Genomic DNA, 15,939 nt, shown 5'->3' on the forward strand with positions numbered 1-15,939 from the left:
CCTTTGGAGTAATCTATGCAGCTTTCTCAACTCGAATACCTTCAAGCCGTAGCGAACTATGGCGGCGTGCGCAAAGCGGCTCGCGCCGTTCACGTGAGTCCGCAGGCCGTTTCGTCGGCAATAAAAAAGTTGGAATCTGAGTATCAGATTGTTTTGCTCGACCGATCGGCGGGGGAGGCTGTTTTGTCTCCGGCGGGCAGAGAATTTGCGCATCGTGCACGCGTGATCCTGGCGCAAGTCGACGATCTCAAAAAGTACGCTCAATCGGGGAACGGCGGCGTTTCGCCCGACGGCCATTTCCGTCTTTACGCCCCCTGTCTTCACGGGCGGGGGCGTCTTTTTTCCGAAAACTGGTACGACTCGTTTGAAAGCTCGCACCCTCAGATTCACCTTGATGTTTGGCATCAGCCAACGGCTACATGCTTTGAATCACTTGTGCTTGGCATTTCGGATGCGGCCATCTCATTTGAGGAACCAAGGGACAGTGTCCTTTCTTCGAAATACTTGGGTGAAAAGGAGCTCAAGGTTCTTTCGTGCCCAGCGGGTCATCAATCTGTGGGTGCTATGACCGTTCGTGAGTTACTGGGCGGCAGGTTAGCTGTTCCCATTAATTTGTCGCCCTGTCTCAATGCGATCAATCAATGCCCCGAAGCTCAGCTGGTTAATTTCCGCTTCCGCGACGTCGAATACGGAAACAGAGCGCAGGCTGAGTTTCTTCAAGCCGGGGGATTGATATTGAGCTTTTCTGGCTCTTCTCTCGCATCAGATGGACTGGAAGTGAGCGAGTGTTCCATTGAAGGCTCGCATGACGTAGCCTTGCCCATCTACTTTTGCTATCGACAAAATGCCTGGACCGATCGACACCAGACGGTTTTCCTTCACCTATTGCGTCATCTCGCTTCGTGAGGCCATTTGGCCTCGTGGCGTCAAGTGAATGTTGACGCCTTGTAACACATGACTGACGGCTTTGCCCTCATGCTTTTCCAAGATTTCGGCTTGGGTTATTGGCTCTTGGAGGGCGGAACATGAAAAATCGTACGGTTTTGCTTTATATGACGTTCGTTTTCCTGTCGAACTTCAGCACCATCTTGTATTTCCTAACTGTCTACCTTGAGTTCGTCGGACTTTCGATGGCAGCGATTTCTAGCATGATGATTGCATATCAAGTGAGCAAGTTCATCCTTGAAGTTCCCACTGGCTATATTGCTGATAGGTTTGGACGAAAGACAAGTGGTCTCGTTGGCGTCGTGGGGATGCTTGGATACTACGCCGCCCTGCTTCTCGTCCGTTCTCCTCTGCTTTTAATCGGCGCGTTTGCTCTCAAAGGTTTTGCCGTTGCATGTGTGAGCGGATCCATCGAAGCGATTTACATTGACAGCGTCTCTCAGGACCAGCTCGTAAGACTTAATGTCTTTGAGCGATTTGTTTTCTATGCCTCTTATGCCATCTCCTCTTGCGTGGGCGGTTTCATTTCGTCTGTCGGTGCATATCTCATTGGTCTTTCGGCAGATATCATCGCAATGGTGTTGACGTTGGTTGTCGTTGTCTGCATTCCTGAGATGCGAAGAGGGGGCACTGCGGGGGCACCTGAGCGTGGAATTAGCCCGAAGATGATCGGTGCCGCTATTGCGGGTAATGGCATTCTTCGTTCAGCGTTCATCATGGACTGTTCTCAGGCATTTGCTTTTGTCGCCCTGGAAGACTTTTTCTCACTGCTGCTTGCGGGTCGCGGAATGAATGCCGTCGCTTCGGGTGCGACCATTGCGGTCCAGCTCCTTGCCTCGGCCTCCATGGGGCTTATTGTGCCCAGTGTGATTGCTCATGTCGACAAGGGCCGTTTTGCGCGTATTTGCGGCATCATTCGCTTAGTATTGACAGCTTTGTTTTTGATCCCCCTTACTCCGGCTAATTTGCTGCCCGTGTTCTATGTGCTGCAGACGGTTACGTACTCGTTGTTTGCCCCAATCAAATACTCAGTTTTCCAAAATGCTGCCGATTCATCGATGCGCTGTTCACTGATTTCGGTTCAAAGCCAGATGGTGGCGGTGGGTGCTGTTCTTTTCTATCTGCTCAACGCTGTGTTGAGTAGCGTTGCAGGCATTCGAGTCGTATTGCTTGTTGCGCTCGGGATTTCTTCCTTGGTGTATATCCCCGCGCTCTTTCGTCTTACAAGTCAAAGGCCGTGAGTATTTGGACACCGATAACTTATATATCAACGCAATAAACCCGAGCGCGAGGGCGTTTGGGTTTATTATTGAAGCGTATGTAACCTGGCGGCGCCACACCGCCTGTTAGTAGGGAGACACATGAACGTTCTGGTCGTCAACGCAGGATCTTCGACGCTTAAGTATCAGGTCATCGATACCAAGTCCCACAAGGTGTCCGCAAAGGGCTCCTGCGAGCGCGTCTGCTTTACCGGCGGTACCTTCACCCACGCTGCCAACGGTTCCAAGAAAGTGACCGAGAACATCGAGTTCCCCGACCACAAGGTCGCCATCGAGGTCGTCCTGAAGGACCTCGAGGCCAACGGCGTCAAGATCGAGGGCATCGGCCACCGTATCGTTCAGGGCGGTTGGTACTTCGGCGATTCCTCCCTCGTCGACGAGGACGTCCTCGCCAAGATCCGCGAGGTCGCTCCCCTCGCCCCGCTGCACAACAACCCCGAGGCCAACGTTATCGAGTACTGCCTGGAGCAGTATCCCGACCTGCCCAACGTCACGGTCTACGACACTGCTTTCCACTTCAATATGCCCGAGGTCGCCAAGACCTACGCCCTGCCCAAGGACGTCTGCGACAAGCTGCACATCCGTAAGTACGGCGCCCACGGCACCAGCTACCGTTACATCTCCAAGAAGGTCGCCGAGATGACCAACGGCGAGGCTCGCAAGGTCGTCGTGTGCCATATCGGCTCCGGTGCTTCCCTGTGCGCCATCGAGGACGGCAAGTGCATGGACACCACCATGGGTCTCACCCCGCTCGACGGCGTCATGATGGGCACCCGCTGCGGCTCCATCGACCCGGCTACCGTGTGCTACCTGCAGCGCGAGGGCGGCTACACCTTCGACGAGGTCGACGAGATGATGAACAAGAAGTCCGGCCTTTTGGCTGTGACCGGCGGCAAGACCAACGACTGCCGCAACGTCGAGGAGCTTGCCGCCGCTGGTGACCCCGATGCTCAGCTCGCCTTCGACATGTTTGTCTACAAGATTGCCGCCAAGGCTGCCGAGATGGCTACTTCTATGTGCGGTATGGACACCCTGGTCTTTACTGCCGGTATCGGCGAGCACGCTCCGGCTGTTCGCGCCGGCGTTGCCGACCGTCTGGCCTTTATGGGCGTCAAGATGGATCATGCCCGCAACGCCCTGCGTGGTGACGGCGCTTGGTGCCTGTCTGCCAAGGATTCCAAGGTCAAGATTTTCGTCATCCCCACGGACGAGGAGTTCATGATCGCTTCCGACGTCGAGCGCATCGTCAACGGCAAGTAATTGCAAGAGGGGAGGGGCTGGACGACCGAGCGCCGTTCGGCCCCTCTTTTGTGCTCGTTGGGCGAAATGCCTGATAGCTATTTATCAAGTTGTGATAACTTCTTATTAAAATGCGGCCGCCTTAAGGGGCCTGCGTCGACCGTATTGCACTGCAAAGGAGTCTCATGAACGTACTTGTTGTCAACGCCGGCAGCTCAAGCCTTAAATATCAGCTTTTGGATACCGATACCCGCGAGGTTTTCGCCAAGGGCAACTGCGAACGCATCGGTTCGGACATGGGCATCTTTGGCCACTCCGAGAACGGTGGCGCCAAGCAGACCGAGGAGGTCCCTTTCCCCGATCATCGCTCTGCTATCGCTCGCGTGCTCGAGGAGCTCGAGAAGACCGACTTTACGATTGATGGCATTGGGCATCGCATCGTTCAGGGCGGCTGGCACTTCGATGATTCCGCAGTTGTTGACGACAAGGTTATGGCCAAGATTCTTGAGGTGGCACCGCTTGCTCCGCTGCACAACTACGGCGAGGCCGCGGCGATTGAGTATTGCCGTGAGAAGTATCCGGAGCTGCCCAACGTGGCGGTCTTCGACACCTCGTTCCACATGACCATGCCCGAGGTTGCCTACACCTACGCGCTGCCCAAGGACGTGTGCGACAAGTACCACGTGCGCAAGTACGGCGCCCACGGCACGAGCCACCGCTATGAGTGGATGATGGCCAAGGAGATCCTGGGTTCGCGCTGTCACCGTCTGCTTTCGTGCCATCTGGGCAACGGTGCTTCGCTCGCTGCTATCGAGGATGGCGTGTGCCGCGACACCACGATGGGTCTCACGCCGCTCGATGGCCTGATGATGGGCACCCGTTGTGGTTCCATTGACCCGGCCACCGTGTGCTACCTGCAGCGCGAGGGCGGCTACAGCTACCAGGAAGTCGATGACATGATGAACAAGCAGTCTGGTCTGCTTGCCATCTCGGGCATCTCCAACGACGCCCGCGACATCCGCACGCGCGCCTCCGAGGGCGACGAGCGCTGCCTGCTCGCCTTCGATATGTTCGCCTATAAGGCCATGCAGCAGGCCGGTTCCATGATCGCTTCCATGGCGGGCGTGGACACCATTACCTTTACCGCCGGCATCGGCGAGAACGACTGGTCGATTCGCAAGGCCTTCTGCGACTGCTTTGAGTGGCTGGGCGTGCGCATCGACAACAACAAGAACCGCGAGGCTGTGGGCAACGGCCCGCAGGTCATCAGTGCCGCCGGTTCCGCCGTCACGGTCATGGTCATCCCCACCGACGAGGAATACATGATCGCCCACGACGTCGAGCGTCTGACCAAGAACAACTAACGCGCGCATTTGCAAGTAAACGAAAGGCCTCCAGAGCAACAGCTCCGGAGGCCTTTTTGCTAGCAGGCGGACGGCGGAAACCCCATCCCATTTCGAGCGCAAATACTGGGACACGCTTTCCGGTTGAGGCACGTTGCGGAAAGTGTGACCCACAATAAAGCAAAATTCCGTCCCAAAGTTTCCCAAACAGGTCCCAAGCGGAAGCCACATCCCACAATCCGCCTTCAAACCGGGACATGCTTTCCGGTGGCCAGACATCGAACCGCAGCCAACATTTCGGTCCCAAAGTGATCACCGCTGGCATCGCCTGCGCTTCCAACAACGACACCCGACCATTCAGATTCTCAGCCCCAGCTCGTAGCCAAGCCGCCGTCCACTCCAGATGCCCTGAATGCCATGTGACGGCAGGGACCCTACAGGGTAAAGCTCTGAAAATATTCCGCAGGACGCATGAAACCCCCGCCGCACGAAGTGCGCAGCGGGGGTTTCATGCATGTCCGAGGACGTTTTCAGAGCTTTACCCTGTAGGGTCCCGAGGGGATATGTTCGCTACTCAGCCATCTGAGCCTGGACGGCAGTGATGGCCACGACACCCACGATGTCGTCAGCAGAGCAGCCGCGCGAAAGGTCGTTGACCGGCTTGGCGATGCCCTGCAGGATGGGGCCGTAAGCGTCGGCGCCGGCGAAGCGCTGGACCAGCTTGTAGCCGATGTTGCCGGCCTCGAGATCGGGGAACACAAGCACGTTGGCCTTGCCGGCAACGGAGGAGCCGGGGGCCTTGAGCTGGGCGACGGTGGGAACGATAGCGGCGTCGAGCTGCAGGTCGCCATCGATGGCGAGCTCGGGAGCCTTCTCCTTGCAGAACTTAACGGCCTCCTGGACCTTCTTGGCGACCTCGCCGCCGGCGGAGCCCATGGTGGAGTAGGAGAGCATGGCCACGTGCGGCTCGACGCTGCCCATAAAGGTGGACCAGGAGTGAGCGGAGGCGATGGCGATCTCGGAGAGCTCGTCGGAGGACGGGTTGATGTTGAGGCCGCAGTCGGCGAAGATCAGCGTGCCGTCGGTGCCGAACTGCGGGGTATCGGTGCACATCACGAAGAAGGCCGAGACCAGCTTGGTGCCCGGGGCGGTCTTGAGGATCTGCAGCGCGGGGCGCAGGGTGTCGGCGGTGGAGTGGCAGGCGCCGGAGACCAGGCCGTCGGCGTCGCCCATCTTGACCATCATGGTGCCAAAGTAGGTGGCGTCCATCACCTGGGCGCGAGCCTGCTCGATGGTAACGCCCTTCTTGGCGCGGAGCTCGGCAAACTTCTGCGCGTACTCCTCGTGCTTCTCGGCATTGCGCGGGTCGATGACGGTAGCGCCGGGAACGTCGATCTCGTCGGGGTTGCCCAGGATGACGATCTTTGCCAGGCCCTCCTCGATGATCTTGGTGGCGGCGACGATGGTGCGCGGGTCCTCGCCCTCGGGCAGGACGATGGTCTTAAGGTCGGCCTTGGCGGCAGACTTCATACGGTTTAGGAAATCGCTCATGTTACTCCTTACAAGCGTTTCGCTAAGCTCCAGGCGCCCGGCTGTACACGAATAAACCCGCTGCTAGCGGGTTTACCTTTCAATAATGTACGCCGCGGTGCTTGAGCTTTCCTTGTGTGGCAAGCTCATTATAGGACGCATTAGCGCTATAATCGCTCTGATAAATATGTCTCGACGTATGTTCGAGAAAAAGCCCAGTTAAAAAGCGTGTGGCTTTTGACAAGGAGTATCGATGCAGATTACCTCAGGCCTGCCTGAAGGCTTTAATGCCGGTGCGTACGACATGATCGTTGTCGGCGCCGGTTATGCCGGTGCCGTTTGCGCCCGCCGTCTTGCCGAAACTATCGGCTATCGTGTTGCCGTTTTGGAGCGCCGTAGCCACATTGCGGGTAATGCCTTCGACTGCACTGACGAGGCGGGAATCCTGGTCCACGAGTACGGTCCGCACATCTACCACACCTTTAACGAGCGCGTGCACAACTTCCTGTCGCGCTTTACCAAGTGGACGGACTACCAGCACAAGGTGCTCGCCAACATCAACGGCACCCTCATGCCCGTGCCCTTTAACCACGCGAGCCTTAAGCTCGCCTTTGGTGACGAGCGTGGCGAGGAGCTGTATCAGAAGCTCGTGGAGACCTTTGGCAAGGACGTCAAGGTACCCATTATGGAGCTGCGCAAGAAGAACGACCCCGACTTGGCTGAGGTCGCCGACTACGTCTACGAGAACGTCTTTTTGCACTACACCATGAAGCAGTGGGGCCAGACGCCTGATCAAATCGATCCCTCGATCACCGGCCGCGTTCCCGTCTTTGTGGGCGACGATGATCGCTACTTCCCGCAGGCCCCCTTCCAGGGTATGCCGCAGGACGGCTACACCGCGCTGTTCGAGCATATGCTCGACCACGATCTGATTGACGTGTTCTGTGACGTGGATGCTCGCGATCTCTTCGAGATCGACGAGACCACCGTCAAGATCGACGGCAAGGTCTATGGCGGCGAGATCGTCTACACCGGTCCGCTCGACGAGCTGTTCAACCTCGACCTGGGCGCCCTGCCGTACCGCACGCTTGACATGAAATTCGAGACGCTCGAAATGGACCAGTTCCAGCCCGTGGGCACCGTCAACTACACTACGAGCGAGGACTACACGCGCATTACCGAGTTCAAGAACATGACCGGTCAGGTCCTGCCCGGCAAGACCACCATCATGAAGGAGTACTCCAAGGCTTATACGCCCGGCTCGGGCGAGACGCCATACTACGCCATTCTTGAGCCCGAGAACCGTGAGCTCTATGAACGCTATCTTGAGCGCGTTCAGAACCTGACGAACTTCCACCCGGTGGGTCGTCTGGCCGAGTATCGCTACTACGACATGGACGCCGTAACCAATTCTGCCCTCGATCTTTCGGATGAGATTATCGCCTGCCATGCATAAAGTCATAACATTCGGTATTCCCTCGTATAACGCCGCCAAGGACATGGACCATTGCATCACCTCCATTCTGGAGGGGAGCAATTACGCTACCGATATCGAGATTATCGTGGTGGACGACGGCTCCAAGGACGAGACGGCCGCCAAGGCCGACGAGTGGGAGGCCCGCTATCCCGGCATTATCCGCGCGGTGCACCAGGAAAACGGCGGCCACGGTATCGCCGTCCTCTCGGGCCTGCGTGAGGCGCACGGTACGTACTACAAGGTCGTTGACTCGGATGACTGGCTCGATGGCGCGGCGCTTTCGACCATGCTGTCGATTCTACGTGGCTTTGAGGAGCGCGACCAGCGCGTCGACCTGTTTATCTCGAATTATGTGTACGAGAAGGTCTACGAGGGCACACATACCGCTATTGGCTACAAGTTTGCCCTGCCGCGCAAAAAGATCTTTACCTGGGATCAAATCGGTCATTTCCGTCTGGACCAGAATCTGCTCATGCACAGCCTGTGCTATCGCACGGATGTGCTGCGCGAGTCTAACCTGCCCATGCCGCCGCACACCTTCTACGTGGACAACATCTACGCTTACGTGCCGCTGCCGCGTTGCAAGACCATGTACTACGCCGACATCGACCTCTATCGCTACTTTATCGGTCGCGAGGGCCAGAGCGTCAATGAGGCCACGATGGTCAAGCGCCTGGGTCAGCAGTTCCGCGTAACGCGCATCATGATGGAATCGTTCCACCTGTACCAGGACGTCGAGTCCTCGCGTCTACGTTCGTACATGATGGGCTACTTCACCATGATGATGGCGATCTGCTCGGTGCTTACCAAGCTTTCCGAGGAAGATTGCGCCGATGAGCGCCTGAAGACGCTGTGGAATGATTTGAAGGCCTACGACGAGCGCATGTATCGTCGTGCCCGCTACGGCGTGGTCGGGTTCTTCACCAATCTGCGCGGACGGGCCGGAGACAAAACCACACTCGGCCTATACCGTCTTGCCTCAAAGATCTTCAAATTCAACTAGCTGCTGAGTAATCGCTGTTGATAGGTTGACTGGGCCCCTTGGCCTTTAGTTTGCTACTGCGAACAGTCCTGCTCGCACGGAAAGCACATTAAGTGCTTTCCGGCTCGTACGGAACTTGTATCAAACTAAAGGCCAAGGGGCCTCTGCTATAAGAATCGATTGTCAGTTTATTTGAATTTGAAGATCTTCGACGCGCGGTACACAGGGGCCTGGGCTGAAAAGAATCTGGTTGGTAGGTTGCCCGGTGGGGCTTGGTTATGTTTGTCGCGAGTTCCGCACGAGCCGAAGAGCACTTAATGTGCTCTTCGTGCGAGCCAGGACTGTAGAGCAGCAAACATAACCAAGCCCCACCGGGCAACCGGTCAGGTTAGGCTACTTCGCGGCGCCGGGGATGCCGTGGGAGGTTTTGGCGGTTTTGGCTCCGTTTACGATGGCGGTCTGTAGGGCCCTTACGGCGAGCATGCCCAGTAGGTCTAGGGGAACGGCGGCGCTTGCCTGGGCGCCCAGTTTGCCGCTGGCGAGGGTGTAGATGGTGTCGCCGTCGTTGGTGGTGTGTGTGGGGCGGATGGCGTGTGCGTAGGCGTCTGCGGCCATCTGGGAGACCTTGGTGGCTTGTGCCTTAGTGAGTTCCACGTTGGTGACGATGCAGCTGATGGTGGTGTTGGTGCGGTCGAGCGGCATCTGCATGGATCCGGCGGCGGCAAAGGCTGCGAGTTCCATGTCGACGATCTGGTCGCTATCGGCTGCGGCGCGCATGCCGGCGACCCACTCGCCGGTGAAGGGGTCGACAACGTTGCCGCAGGCGTTGACCGAGACCACGGCGCCCACCTTGATGGGGCCGAGTGCCACGGCGGCAGCTCCAAGGCCGGCCTTCATGCAGGTGGCAGGCCCCATGAGCTTACCCACGGTAGCGCCCGTGCCGGCGCCTACGTTGCCCTGTTCGAGCTTGGTGGGGGTGTGGTCGAGTGCTTCGCGCACGGCGGCGATGCCGGCCTCAATGTCGGGGCGCACGGTGGGGTTACCAAAGGCGAGGTCGAAGATACAGCTGGAGCACACGATAGGCACCTGCGTGGGGCCGACGGGAAGGCCGATGCCGCGGCTCTCAAGCTCGCGAGCGACGCCGCTTGCAGCCTCGAGGCCAAAGGCCGATCCACCCGAAAGGCAGACGGCGTGGACCTTGTCGACGGTGTTCTCGGGTCGCAGCAGGTCGGTTTCGCGCGATGCTGGAGCACCGCCGCGAACGTCAACGCCGCCGGTGGCGCCCTCGGGTGCCACGATTACGGTGCAACCGGTGCCGGCCTCCTCGTCCGTATAGTTGCCATAGCAAAAGCCATCGACATCGCAGACGTCAATGGCCTCGAGCAGTGTATCCATGTTTAACTCCTATCGGTTTTCCGCCGCGCCTTGTGCCCGGTCGGGATCCGTACGGTACGCCAAAATTGTAGGCGCCGGGGGATACCCAGCGCCAGATGCAATTACGAGAGTTTTTGAATCGCGCGCGCGACGCGGGCGATGGGTAGGCCCACCACGTTATAGAAGTCGCCCGAAATATCGTGCACGAGCATGCGTCCTCCTGTGCCCTGAATGCCGTAGGCGCCGGCCTTGTCCATGGGCTCACCCGAGGCGACGTAGTGCTCGATCTGCTCGTCGGTGAGCTCGTAGAACGTCACGTCGGTCACATCGACAAAGGACAGGCTTTCGGCGGCATGCGGGGCGGCCGTATCGCCTGCCTTAACGATGCAGACGCCGGTTGCGACCTGGTGCGTGCGGCCCGAAAGCTCACGGAGCATAGTGCGCGCCTCGTCCTCGGTTGCCGGCTTGCCCAGAATCTTGCCGTCAAAGGTGACGATGGTGTCGGCCGCGACCGTTAGCTCATTGGGCTCGGCATGCTCGGCAGCAACGGCAGCCGCCTTGGCGCGTGCCAAGCGCTCGACAAGCGTGAGCGGGGCCTCGCCATCAAAGGGCGTTTCGTCGATATCCGCGGGAATCACGCGAATGTTGTAGCCTGCCTCGCGCATCAGCTCTATGCGGCGCGGCGATTGCGAAGCCAAAATCATAGTTGGATGCCCTCGGCGACCTTCTCGACGGCCTTGTCGCCGGCGAGCGTGCGCAGCAGCTCCAATGCAAAGGGGAGGGACTGTGCCATGCCGCTGGCAGTGATGATGTTGCCGTCTTGCGTGACCTTCTCGCCGGTATAGGCGCCTTCGGGGAAGCTTTTCTCAAAGCCAGGGAAGCACGTGGCATGGCGCCCCTCGAGCAGGTCGAGCTCGCCCAGGATAAACGGGGCGGCGCAGATGGCGGCGACGTGCTTGGTTGCGGCGAACTCGCAGACCACGTCGCAGACGCGCTGATCTGCGCGCAGGTTGGTGGCACCGGGCAGGCCGCCGGGCAGCACGACGCAGTCGTACTCGTCAAAGTTGATCTCATCAAAGAGCGCATCGCAGGTCACGGGGATCTGCAGCGAGCTTACGACCTCGCGCGTGGGCATGATCGAGACGAGCGTGGCACGCACGCCGCCGCGACGCATGACATCGACCATGGTCAAGCATTCAATAGTTTCAAAGCCATCGGCGGCGAGAACGGCAACGCTGGGCATGAGGGTTCCTTTCATAGGCGGCATACAATTAGCCGTCTTATACCCCGAAGACCTCCGCTTGCCACGCTCGATTTCCCAATGATTTTCTGAGCAATGATTAAGCGGCTAGTTGCGCCTAAGGTGGACGACGGTCTCGCAGTGGAAGGTTTGTGGGAACAGGTCGACTGGCGTGATCTTTACGGGGGAGAAGGTGCCTTCTTCGACAAAGCGTTTGAGATCGCGCGCCAGGGTGGCCGGGTCGCAGCTCACGTAGGCGACATCGCGGGCACTCGTGCTGGCGATAAGGTCGATCGCCTCGGGGGCGAGGCCTGCACGCGGCGGGTCGACCACCAAGACGTCGGCATCCTGGTCGGGGAACTCGCGCACCGCGTCTCCGCCAATGACGTCGACGTTATCGAGCTTGTTGATCTCCAGGTTACGGCGCAGGTCGCGCACGGCGGGGCCGTAGGCCTCGACGGCGGCGACAAAGTCGCAGCGGCGGGCGAGCGGCAGGGTAAAGGTGCCGGCACCGCAGTACAGGTCCACGGCAAGCTCGTCTTCCTGCGGGTCGAGCGCTTCCATGACAAGATCGATCAAAATCTCGGCACCCTTGGTGTTGACCTGGAAAAAAGACGGGGCAGACAAGCGCATCTGACCCTCGGCGATATTCTCGGTCCATGAGCCCTCTCCGGCGAGCATTTCGACCTTGGAGACACGACGGGCCTTCTTTTCGCCCTTGCTCATCACGCGCACGATGCTCGTGGGATGAGCGGCGTCCGCCAGCACGCGGGAGACCTGCGAGCGCGGAAAAGAGCCTGTGGGCGTCCAGAGTGCGACCTCGAGTGCCTTGGTGCGGCGCGATGCGCGAATGCCCACGCGTTCGAGCCCCAAGTCATGGCTGCCGCTTAGATAGTTGAGTGCGCCGACGACCGATTTGAGCGCCTTCGGGAAGCGCTTATCGAACAGCGGGCACGTATCGACGGTCACGATTTTGCTGGGGTCGACACCGTGCATGCCAAGGCGCACGCGACCGTTGACGACGGTCGGTTCGAGCTCGATTTTATTGCGGTAGCCCCAGTCGTCCTTGGTGTGGCAGATGGGCTGTACCAACTCATCGACCTGCTCAGGAGCGAACTTGCCGATGCGCTCGAGCGTGGAGCGCAGGTTTTGCTCCTTGGCGGCGAGCTGTGCCGTGCGTGAGAGATTGCCCCACGAGCAGCCGCCGCAGATGCCCACGAAGGGGCAGGGAGGCTGAATGCGATCGGGGCTTGGCTCCAGAATCTCGGTGGTGCGGGCACGCATGAACGACTTGCCGTCCTGTACGACCTCGGCCTCGACGGTGTCGCCTGCCACGGCGCCCTGCACAAAGACGGCCTTGCCGTTGTCGGCGTGCGCCAGCCCGTCGGCGCCGTAGGTCATCGATTCTATAGTGAGCTTCATATTCCTGCCTGTCATTCGCGTTGTTGTTCGCACCATGGTAGCAGGGAAAAGCGCCCCGCATCCGAGGCTTTCCTCAAATGCGGGGCGCTTCTACAAACTGCTTCTACAAACGACTATTTCGTCTTGCCGGTAATGAGCGTCTTAAGACCCAGGCCGATCAGGCCCAGGCCCATGCGCACGCGACCGGGGCGATGGCGCTCGATGGCCTTGGTCTTGCCAGCGGGCTTATCGCGACGGGCGCTCGTCTCGGGTGCGGGCTTGGTGACCTGCGTCTCGGGCCGAGGTGCAGGTGCAGGCTCGGGCTCAATGACGGTCGCCTGGACCTCTTGGACCTTGGGTGCTACTGGCTGCGGCTCGGCCTCGGGGGCAGGTTCCGCCTCAATGACGGGCTCGGGCGCGGCCTCGGCGTTGCGATAGGCACGCTCCAGTAGAGCTTCCTGCGAGTTGAGGGGTTTCTCACCCTCTGCACGCTCTACGGGGACCCAGGTGCCGTCGCTCGTGAGGCTGCGGGCCTTCACGTTGTCGCGCAGCTGCATGCCCATGTACTCGTGTACTAGGGCGCGGCAGGTGGGGTCGAGCACGGGGAAGGCGATCTCCACGCGGTGCTCGGTGTTGCGCGTCATCATGTCGGCCGAGCTCAGATAGATCATGTCCGAGTCCACGCCAAAGGCGTAAACGCGCGCATGCTCCAAAAAGCGTCCGACGATAGAACGGACATGCACGTTCTCGGTCTTGCCCGGAACACCGGGCTTGAGGCACGAGATACCGCGGATGATCATGTCCACGCGGACTCCTGCGCACGATGCCTCGGCGATTTTGTCGATGACCTCGCGGTCGGTCAGCGAGTTGAGCTTAAAGAACACGCGGGCGGGCTCGCCGGCAAGGGCGCGCTGGATCTCGCGATCCAGGCCGCGCATGATGAGCGGTTTCAGTCCGACGGGCGCCACACCCAGGAAGCGGTAGTCGCCGCGCAGGTTGCCCAGCGACAGATTGCGGAAGAACAGGTTGGCGTCTTCACCGATGCCGGGATGGGCGGTCATGAGCATAAAGTCGCTGTAGAGTTTGGCCGTCTTCTCGTTAAAGTTGCCGGTGCCCAAAAGCGTGAGACGGGTGAGCGCCATGCCCTCGCGATAGGTGAGCTGGCAGATCTTTGAGTGGCATTTAAAGCCCTCGGAACCATAGATGACGGTGCAGCCCGCCTCTTCCAGACGCTCGGCCCACTCGATGTTGTTCTGCTCGTCAAAGCGGGCACGAAGTTCCATGAGCACCGTGACCTCTTTGCCGTTCTCGGCAGCATCGATCAGCGATTCGCACAGGCGGCTCTGCTTGGCCACGCGGTAGAGCGTGATGCGCAGCGAGATGCACTCGGGGTCGTAGGCGGCCTCGTGCACCAGATCCAGGAAGGGGTTCATGGCCTCGTAGGGATAAAAGAGCAGCTTGTCGCCCTGCAGCACCTGTTCGCGGATGGAGCGGGTCATGTCGATGTTGGGGTTGGGCTGCGGCTTAAACGGCGTAAAGAGCAGCTCGTTGCGCAGGTGCTCGGGAATCTTGCCCTCAATGCCAAAGACGTAGCCCAGGTCGAGCGGGATATCGCAGGTAAAGACCGAGCGACGCGAGAGCTCGAGCGCCTTGCGGATAGTCTTGAGCGTCGCCTTCTCGAGCGACCCCGAGACGGCGAGCACTACCGGCTGCAGGCGCAGGCGCTTCTTGAGGATGCGCTTCATGTGCTGGCGGTAGTCCTCTTCCTCTTCGACGCCCTCGCCGTCCGGATCGATGTCGGCGTTGCGGGTGACGCGGATCAGCGCACGATCCAGCGGCTTATAGGAGCCAAAGCAGCTGTCCAGGCAGGCGAGAATGACGTCCTCGAGCAAGATGTAGGAGTAGGTGCCGGTGGGCGAGGGAATCTCGACCACGCGGTTCATCGAGGCGGGAATCTCGATAAGGCCCAGCAGGCTCTCCTCGTCGGTGGCGCCGTCCAGACCACAGGCCAGATAGAGCGCGCCGTTGCGCAGGTTGGGGAAGGGGTGGCGCGGATCGATGACCAGCGGCGAGATGACCGGCGACACGTAGGCCTGGAAGTAGCGGGTTACGAAGGTGCGCTCCTCGGGCGTAAGCGAATCGATGCGGGCGCGGTGAACGCCCAAGGTGTCGAGCTTGCCTTCGATGCTCTTAAAGATGGATTCCCAACGAGTAAGGAGCCCGGGCATTTCGGCCATGACAGCATCGACCTGTTCGGAGGCGGTCATATTGCTCTTGTTGTCGACAGGCTGTTTTTTGAGCTCTGCCAGATCGGACAGGCCGCCCACGCGCACCATGAGAAACTCGTCGAGGTTAGACTCGAAAATCGACACGAACTTTAGACGCTCGAACAGCGGAACGGTCTCATCGAAGGCTTCGTCGAGCACGCGGTTGTTAAAGCGCAGCCAGCTAAGCTCTCGGTTTTGCGTGTACGAGAAGTCGCGCGGCGGCTTGCGCAGCTTTGCAGCGGCTTGCTTCTTTTCGATTTTGCTCGGCATATGCATCTGTCCGTTCAGTCCCCGTAGGGGACGGTAGCCTAACTCTTATTCACTATTGTCTCAATTTAGTCGACCGCTGGCACGAACGTATCGCGTGAACGGTATCTTTACCTACTTCTTACGCTGACGAGTCATAGGACTGACGCCCTGCTCGTCTGCAAGCGGTCTATATCCTCACTCAACTGGTACGTAAGTGTGAATAAGAATGATGGATAGCTGAATATCATTGAATGCAGGCGGAAACGTAAACAAACATCATTTATATACATAAAACCGATTTAGCTATGCAATTCTGAATCAAAAGTTTAGAGACGCAATCGCAAATGGTTTTTAAGAAAAAAGAGCGTTTACCTTAGAAAAGTTACTTTAGAACGCCGAAGTACATCATGGGGGAATCACATGCGATATACCGTTCATCGCACTTTGTTGACCGTTCGGGGGCGAGGTGGAATTGCGGGTGGAATTTGGATATAACTAGAGCTGTCAGCAAGCAGTGCCCGTTACGGAAGGGCGCTGAGAGATTCGGCCGAAAGGCCCGAAAGAAAGGTAGGAGGCCATGACGAAAGGTCTGCACGTGCCTTCCGAGATCGG

General features: G+C 58.9%; 12 protein-coding genes. 6 read left to right on the forward strand and 6 right to left on the reverse strand.

From position 1 onward, the window contains the following. Positions 1-15 precede the first annotated feature (15 nt). The 4 genes from PGW49_RS07260 (at position 16) to PGW49_RS07275 (ending at position 4,828) form a co-directional block, all read left to right on the forward strand. Positions 16-906: a LysR family transcriptional regulator gene (locus PGW49_RS07260; RefSeq protein WP_270226087.1), complete on the forward strand. Its 891-nt coding sequence runs from the start codon at positions 16-18 to the stop codon at positions 904-906. A 119-nt stretch (positions 907-1,025) separates the two neighbouring features. Next, positions 1,026-2,186, forward strand: coding sequence for an MFS transporter (locus PGW49_RS07265; RefSeq protein WP_270226088.1), 1,161 nt, complete (start codon positions 1,026-1,028; stop codon positions 2,184-2,186). Positions 2,187-2,306: 120 nt separating this feature from the next. Then, complete coding sequence (locus PGW49_RS07270; protein ID WP_055309796.1) at positions 2,307-3,485, forward strand: acetate/propionate family kinase; 1,179 nt, start codon at positions 2,307-2,309, stop codon at positions 3,483-3,485. A 164-nt stretch (positions 3,486-3,649) separates the two neighbouring features. Continuing rightward, positions 3,650-4,828 (forward strand): acetate/propionate family kinase, encoded by a 1,179-nt coding sequence (locus tag PGW49_RS07275; protein WP_270226089.1) that lies wholly within the window; start codon positions 3,650-3,652, stop codon positions 4,826-4,828. 549 nt (positions 4,829-5,377) lie between these two features. Here the strand turns inward: PGW49_RS07275 and pta are convergent. Then, on the reverse strand, positions 5,378-6,358 hold the full coding sequence (gene pta, locus PGW49_RS07280; RefSeq protein WP_138112166.1) for a phosphate acetyltransferase: 981 nt from the start codon (positions 6,356-6,358) through the stop codon (positions 5,378-5,380). Between the two features lie 232 nt (positions 6,359-6,590). Between pta and glf the strand changes: the two genes are divergently transcribed. Both glf and PGW49_RS07290 read left to right on the forward strand, forming a co-directional pair. Next, complete coding sequence (gene glf, locus PGW49_RS07285) at positions 6,591-7,793, forward strand: UDP-galactopyranose mutase (protein WP_138112167.1); 1,203 nt, start codon at positions 6,591-6,593, stop codon at positions 7,791-7,793. Further along, complete coding sequence (locus PGW49_RS07290; RefSeq protein WP_270226090.1) at positions 7,786-8,817, forward strand: glycosyltransferase family 2 protein; 1,032 nt, start codon at positions 7,786-7,788, stop codon at positions 8,815-8,817. The genes glf and PGW49_RS07290 overlap by 8 nt, the downstream gene beginning before the upstream one ends. Before the next feature lie 372 nt (positions 8,818-9,189). Here PGW49_RS07290 and PGW49_RS07295 read toward each other — a convergent pair whose 3' ends face one another. The 5 genes from PGW49_RS07295 to ppk1 all read right to left on the reverse strand — a co-directional run bounded on the left by PGW49_RS07295 (position 9,190) and on the right by ppk1 (position 15,348). Continuing rightward, entirely contained in the window at positions 9,190-10,191 is a 1,002-nt protein-coding gene (locus tag PGW49_RS07295) for a P1 family peptidase (protein WP_117745916.1), read from the reverse strand. A gap of 101 nt (positions 10,192-10,292) precedes the next feature. Continuing rightward, positions 10,293-10,874, reverse strand: coding sequence for a Maf family protein (locus PGW49_RS07300; protein ID WP_117745917.1), 582 nt, complete (start codon positions 10,872-10,874; stop codon positions 10,293-10,295). Continuing rightward, positions 10,871-11,413, reverse strand: coding sequence for a DJ-1 family glyoxalase III (locus PGW49_RS07305; protein ID WP_055287259.1), 543 nt, complete (start codon positions 11,411-11,413; stop codon positions 10,871-10,873). The genes PGW49_RS07300 and PGW49_RS07305 overlap by 4 nt, the downstream gene beginning before the upstream one ends. A 105-nt stretch (positions 11,414-11,518) precedes the next feature. Continuing rightward, positions 11,519-12,847: a 23S rRNA (uracil(1939)-C(5))-methyltransferase RlmD gene (rlmD, locus tag PGW49_RS07310; protein WP_195569131.1), complete on the reverse strand. Its 1,329-nt coding sequence runs from the start codon at positions 12,845-12,847 to the stop codon at positions 11,519-11,521. A 98-nt stretch (positions 12,848-12,945) separates the two neighbouring features. Next, positions 12,946-15,348, reverse strand: coding sequence for a polyphosphate kinase 1 (gene ppk1 / locus PGW49_RS07315; RefSeq protein WP_270226092.1), 2,403 nt, complete (start codon positions 15,346-15,348; stop codon positions 12,946-12,948). Between the last annotated feature and the right edge of the window lie 591 nt (positions 15,349-15,939).

It is taken from the genome of Collinsella aerofaciens, assembly GCF_027679495.1.
GTDB classification, from domain to species: domain Bacteria; phylum Actinomycetota; class Coriobacteriia; order Coriobacteriales; family Coriobacteriaceae; genus Collinsella; species Collinsella aerofaciens_AK.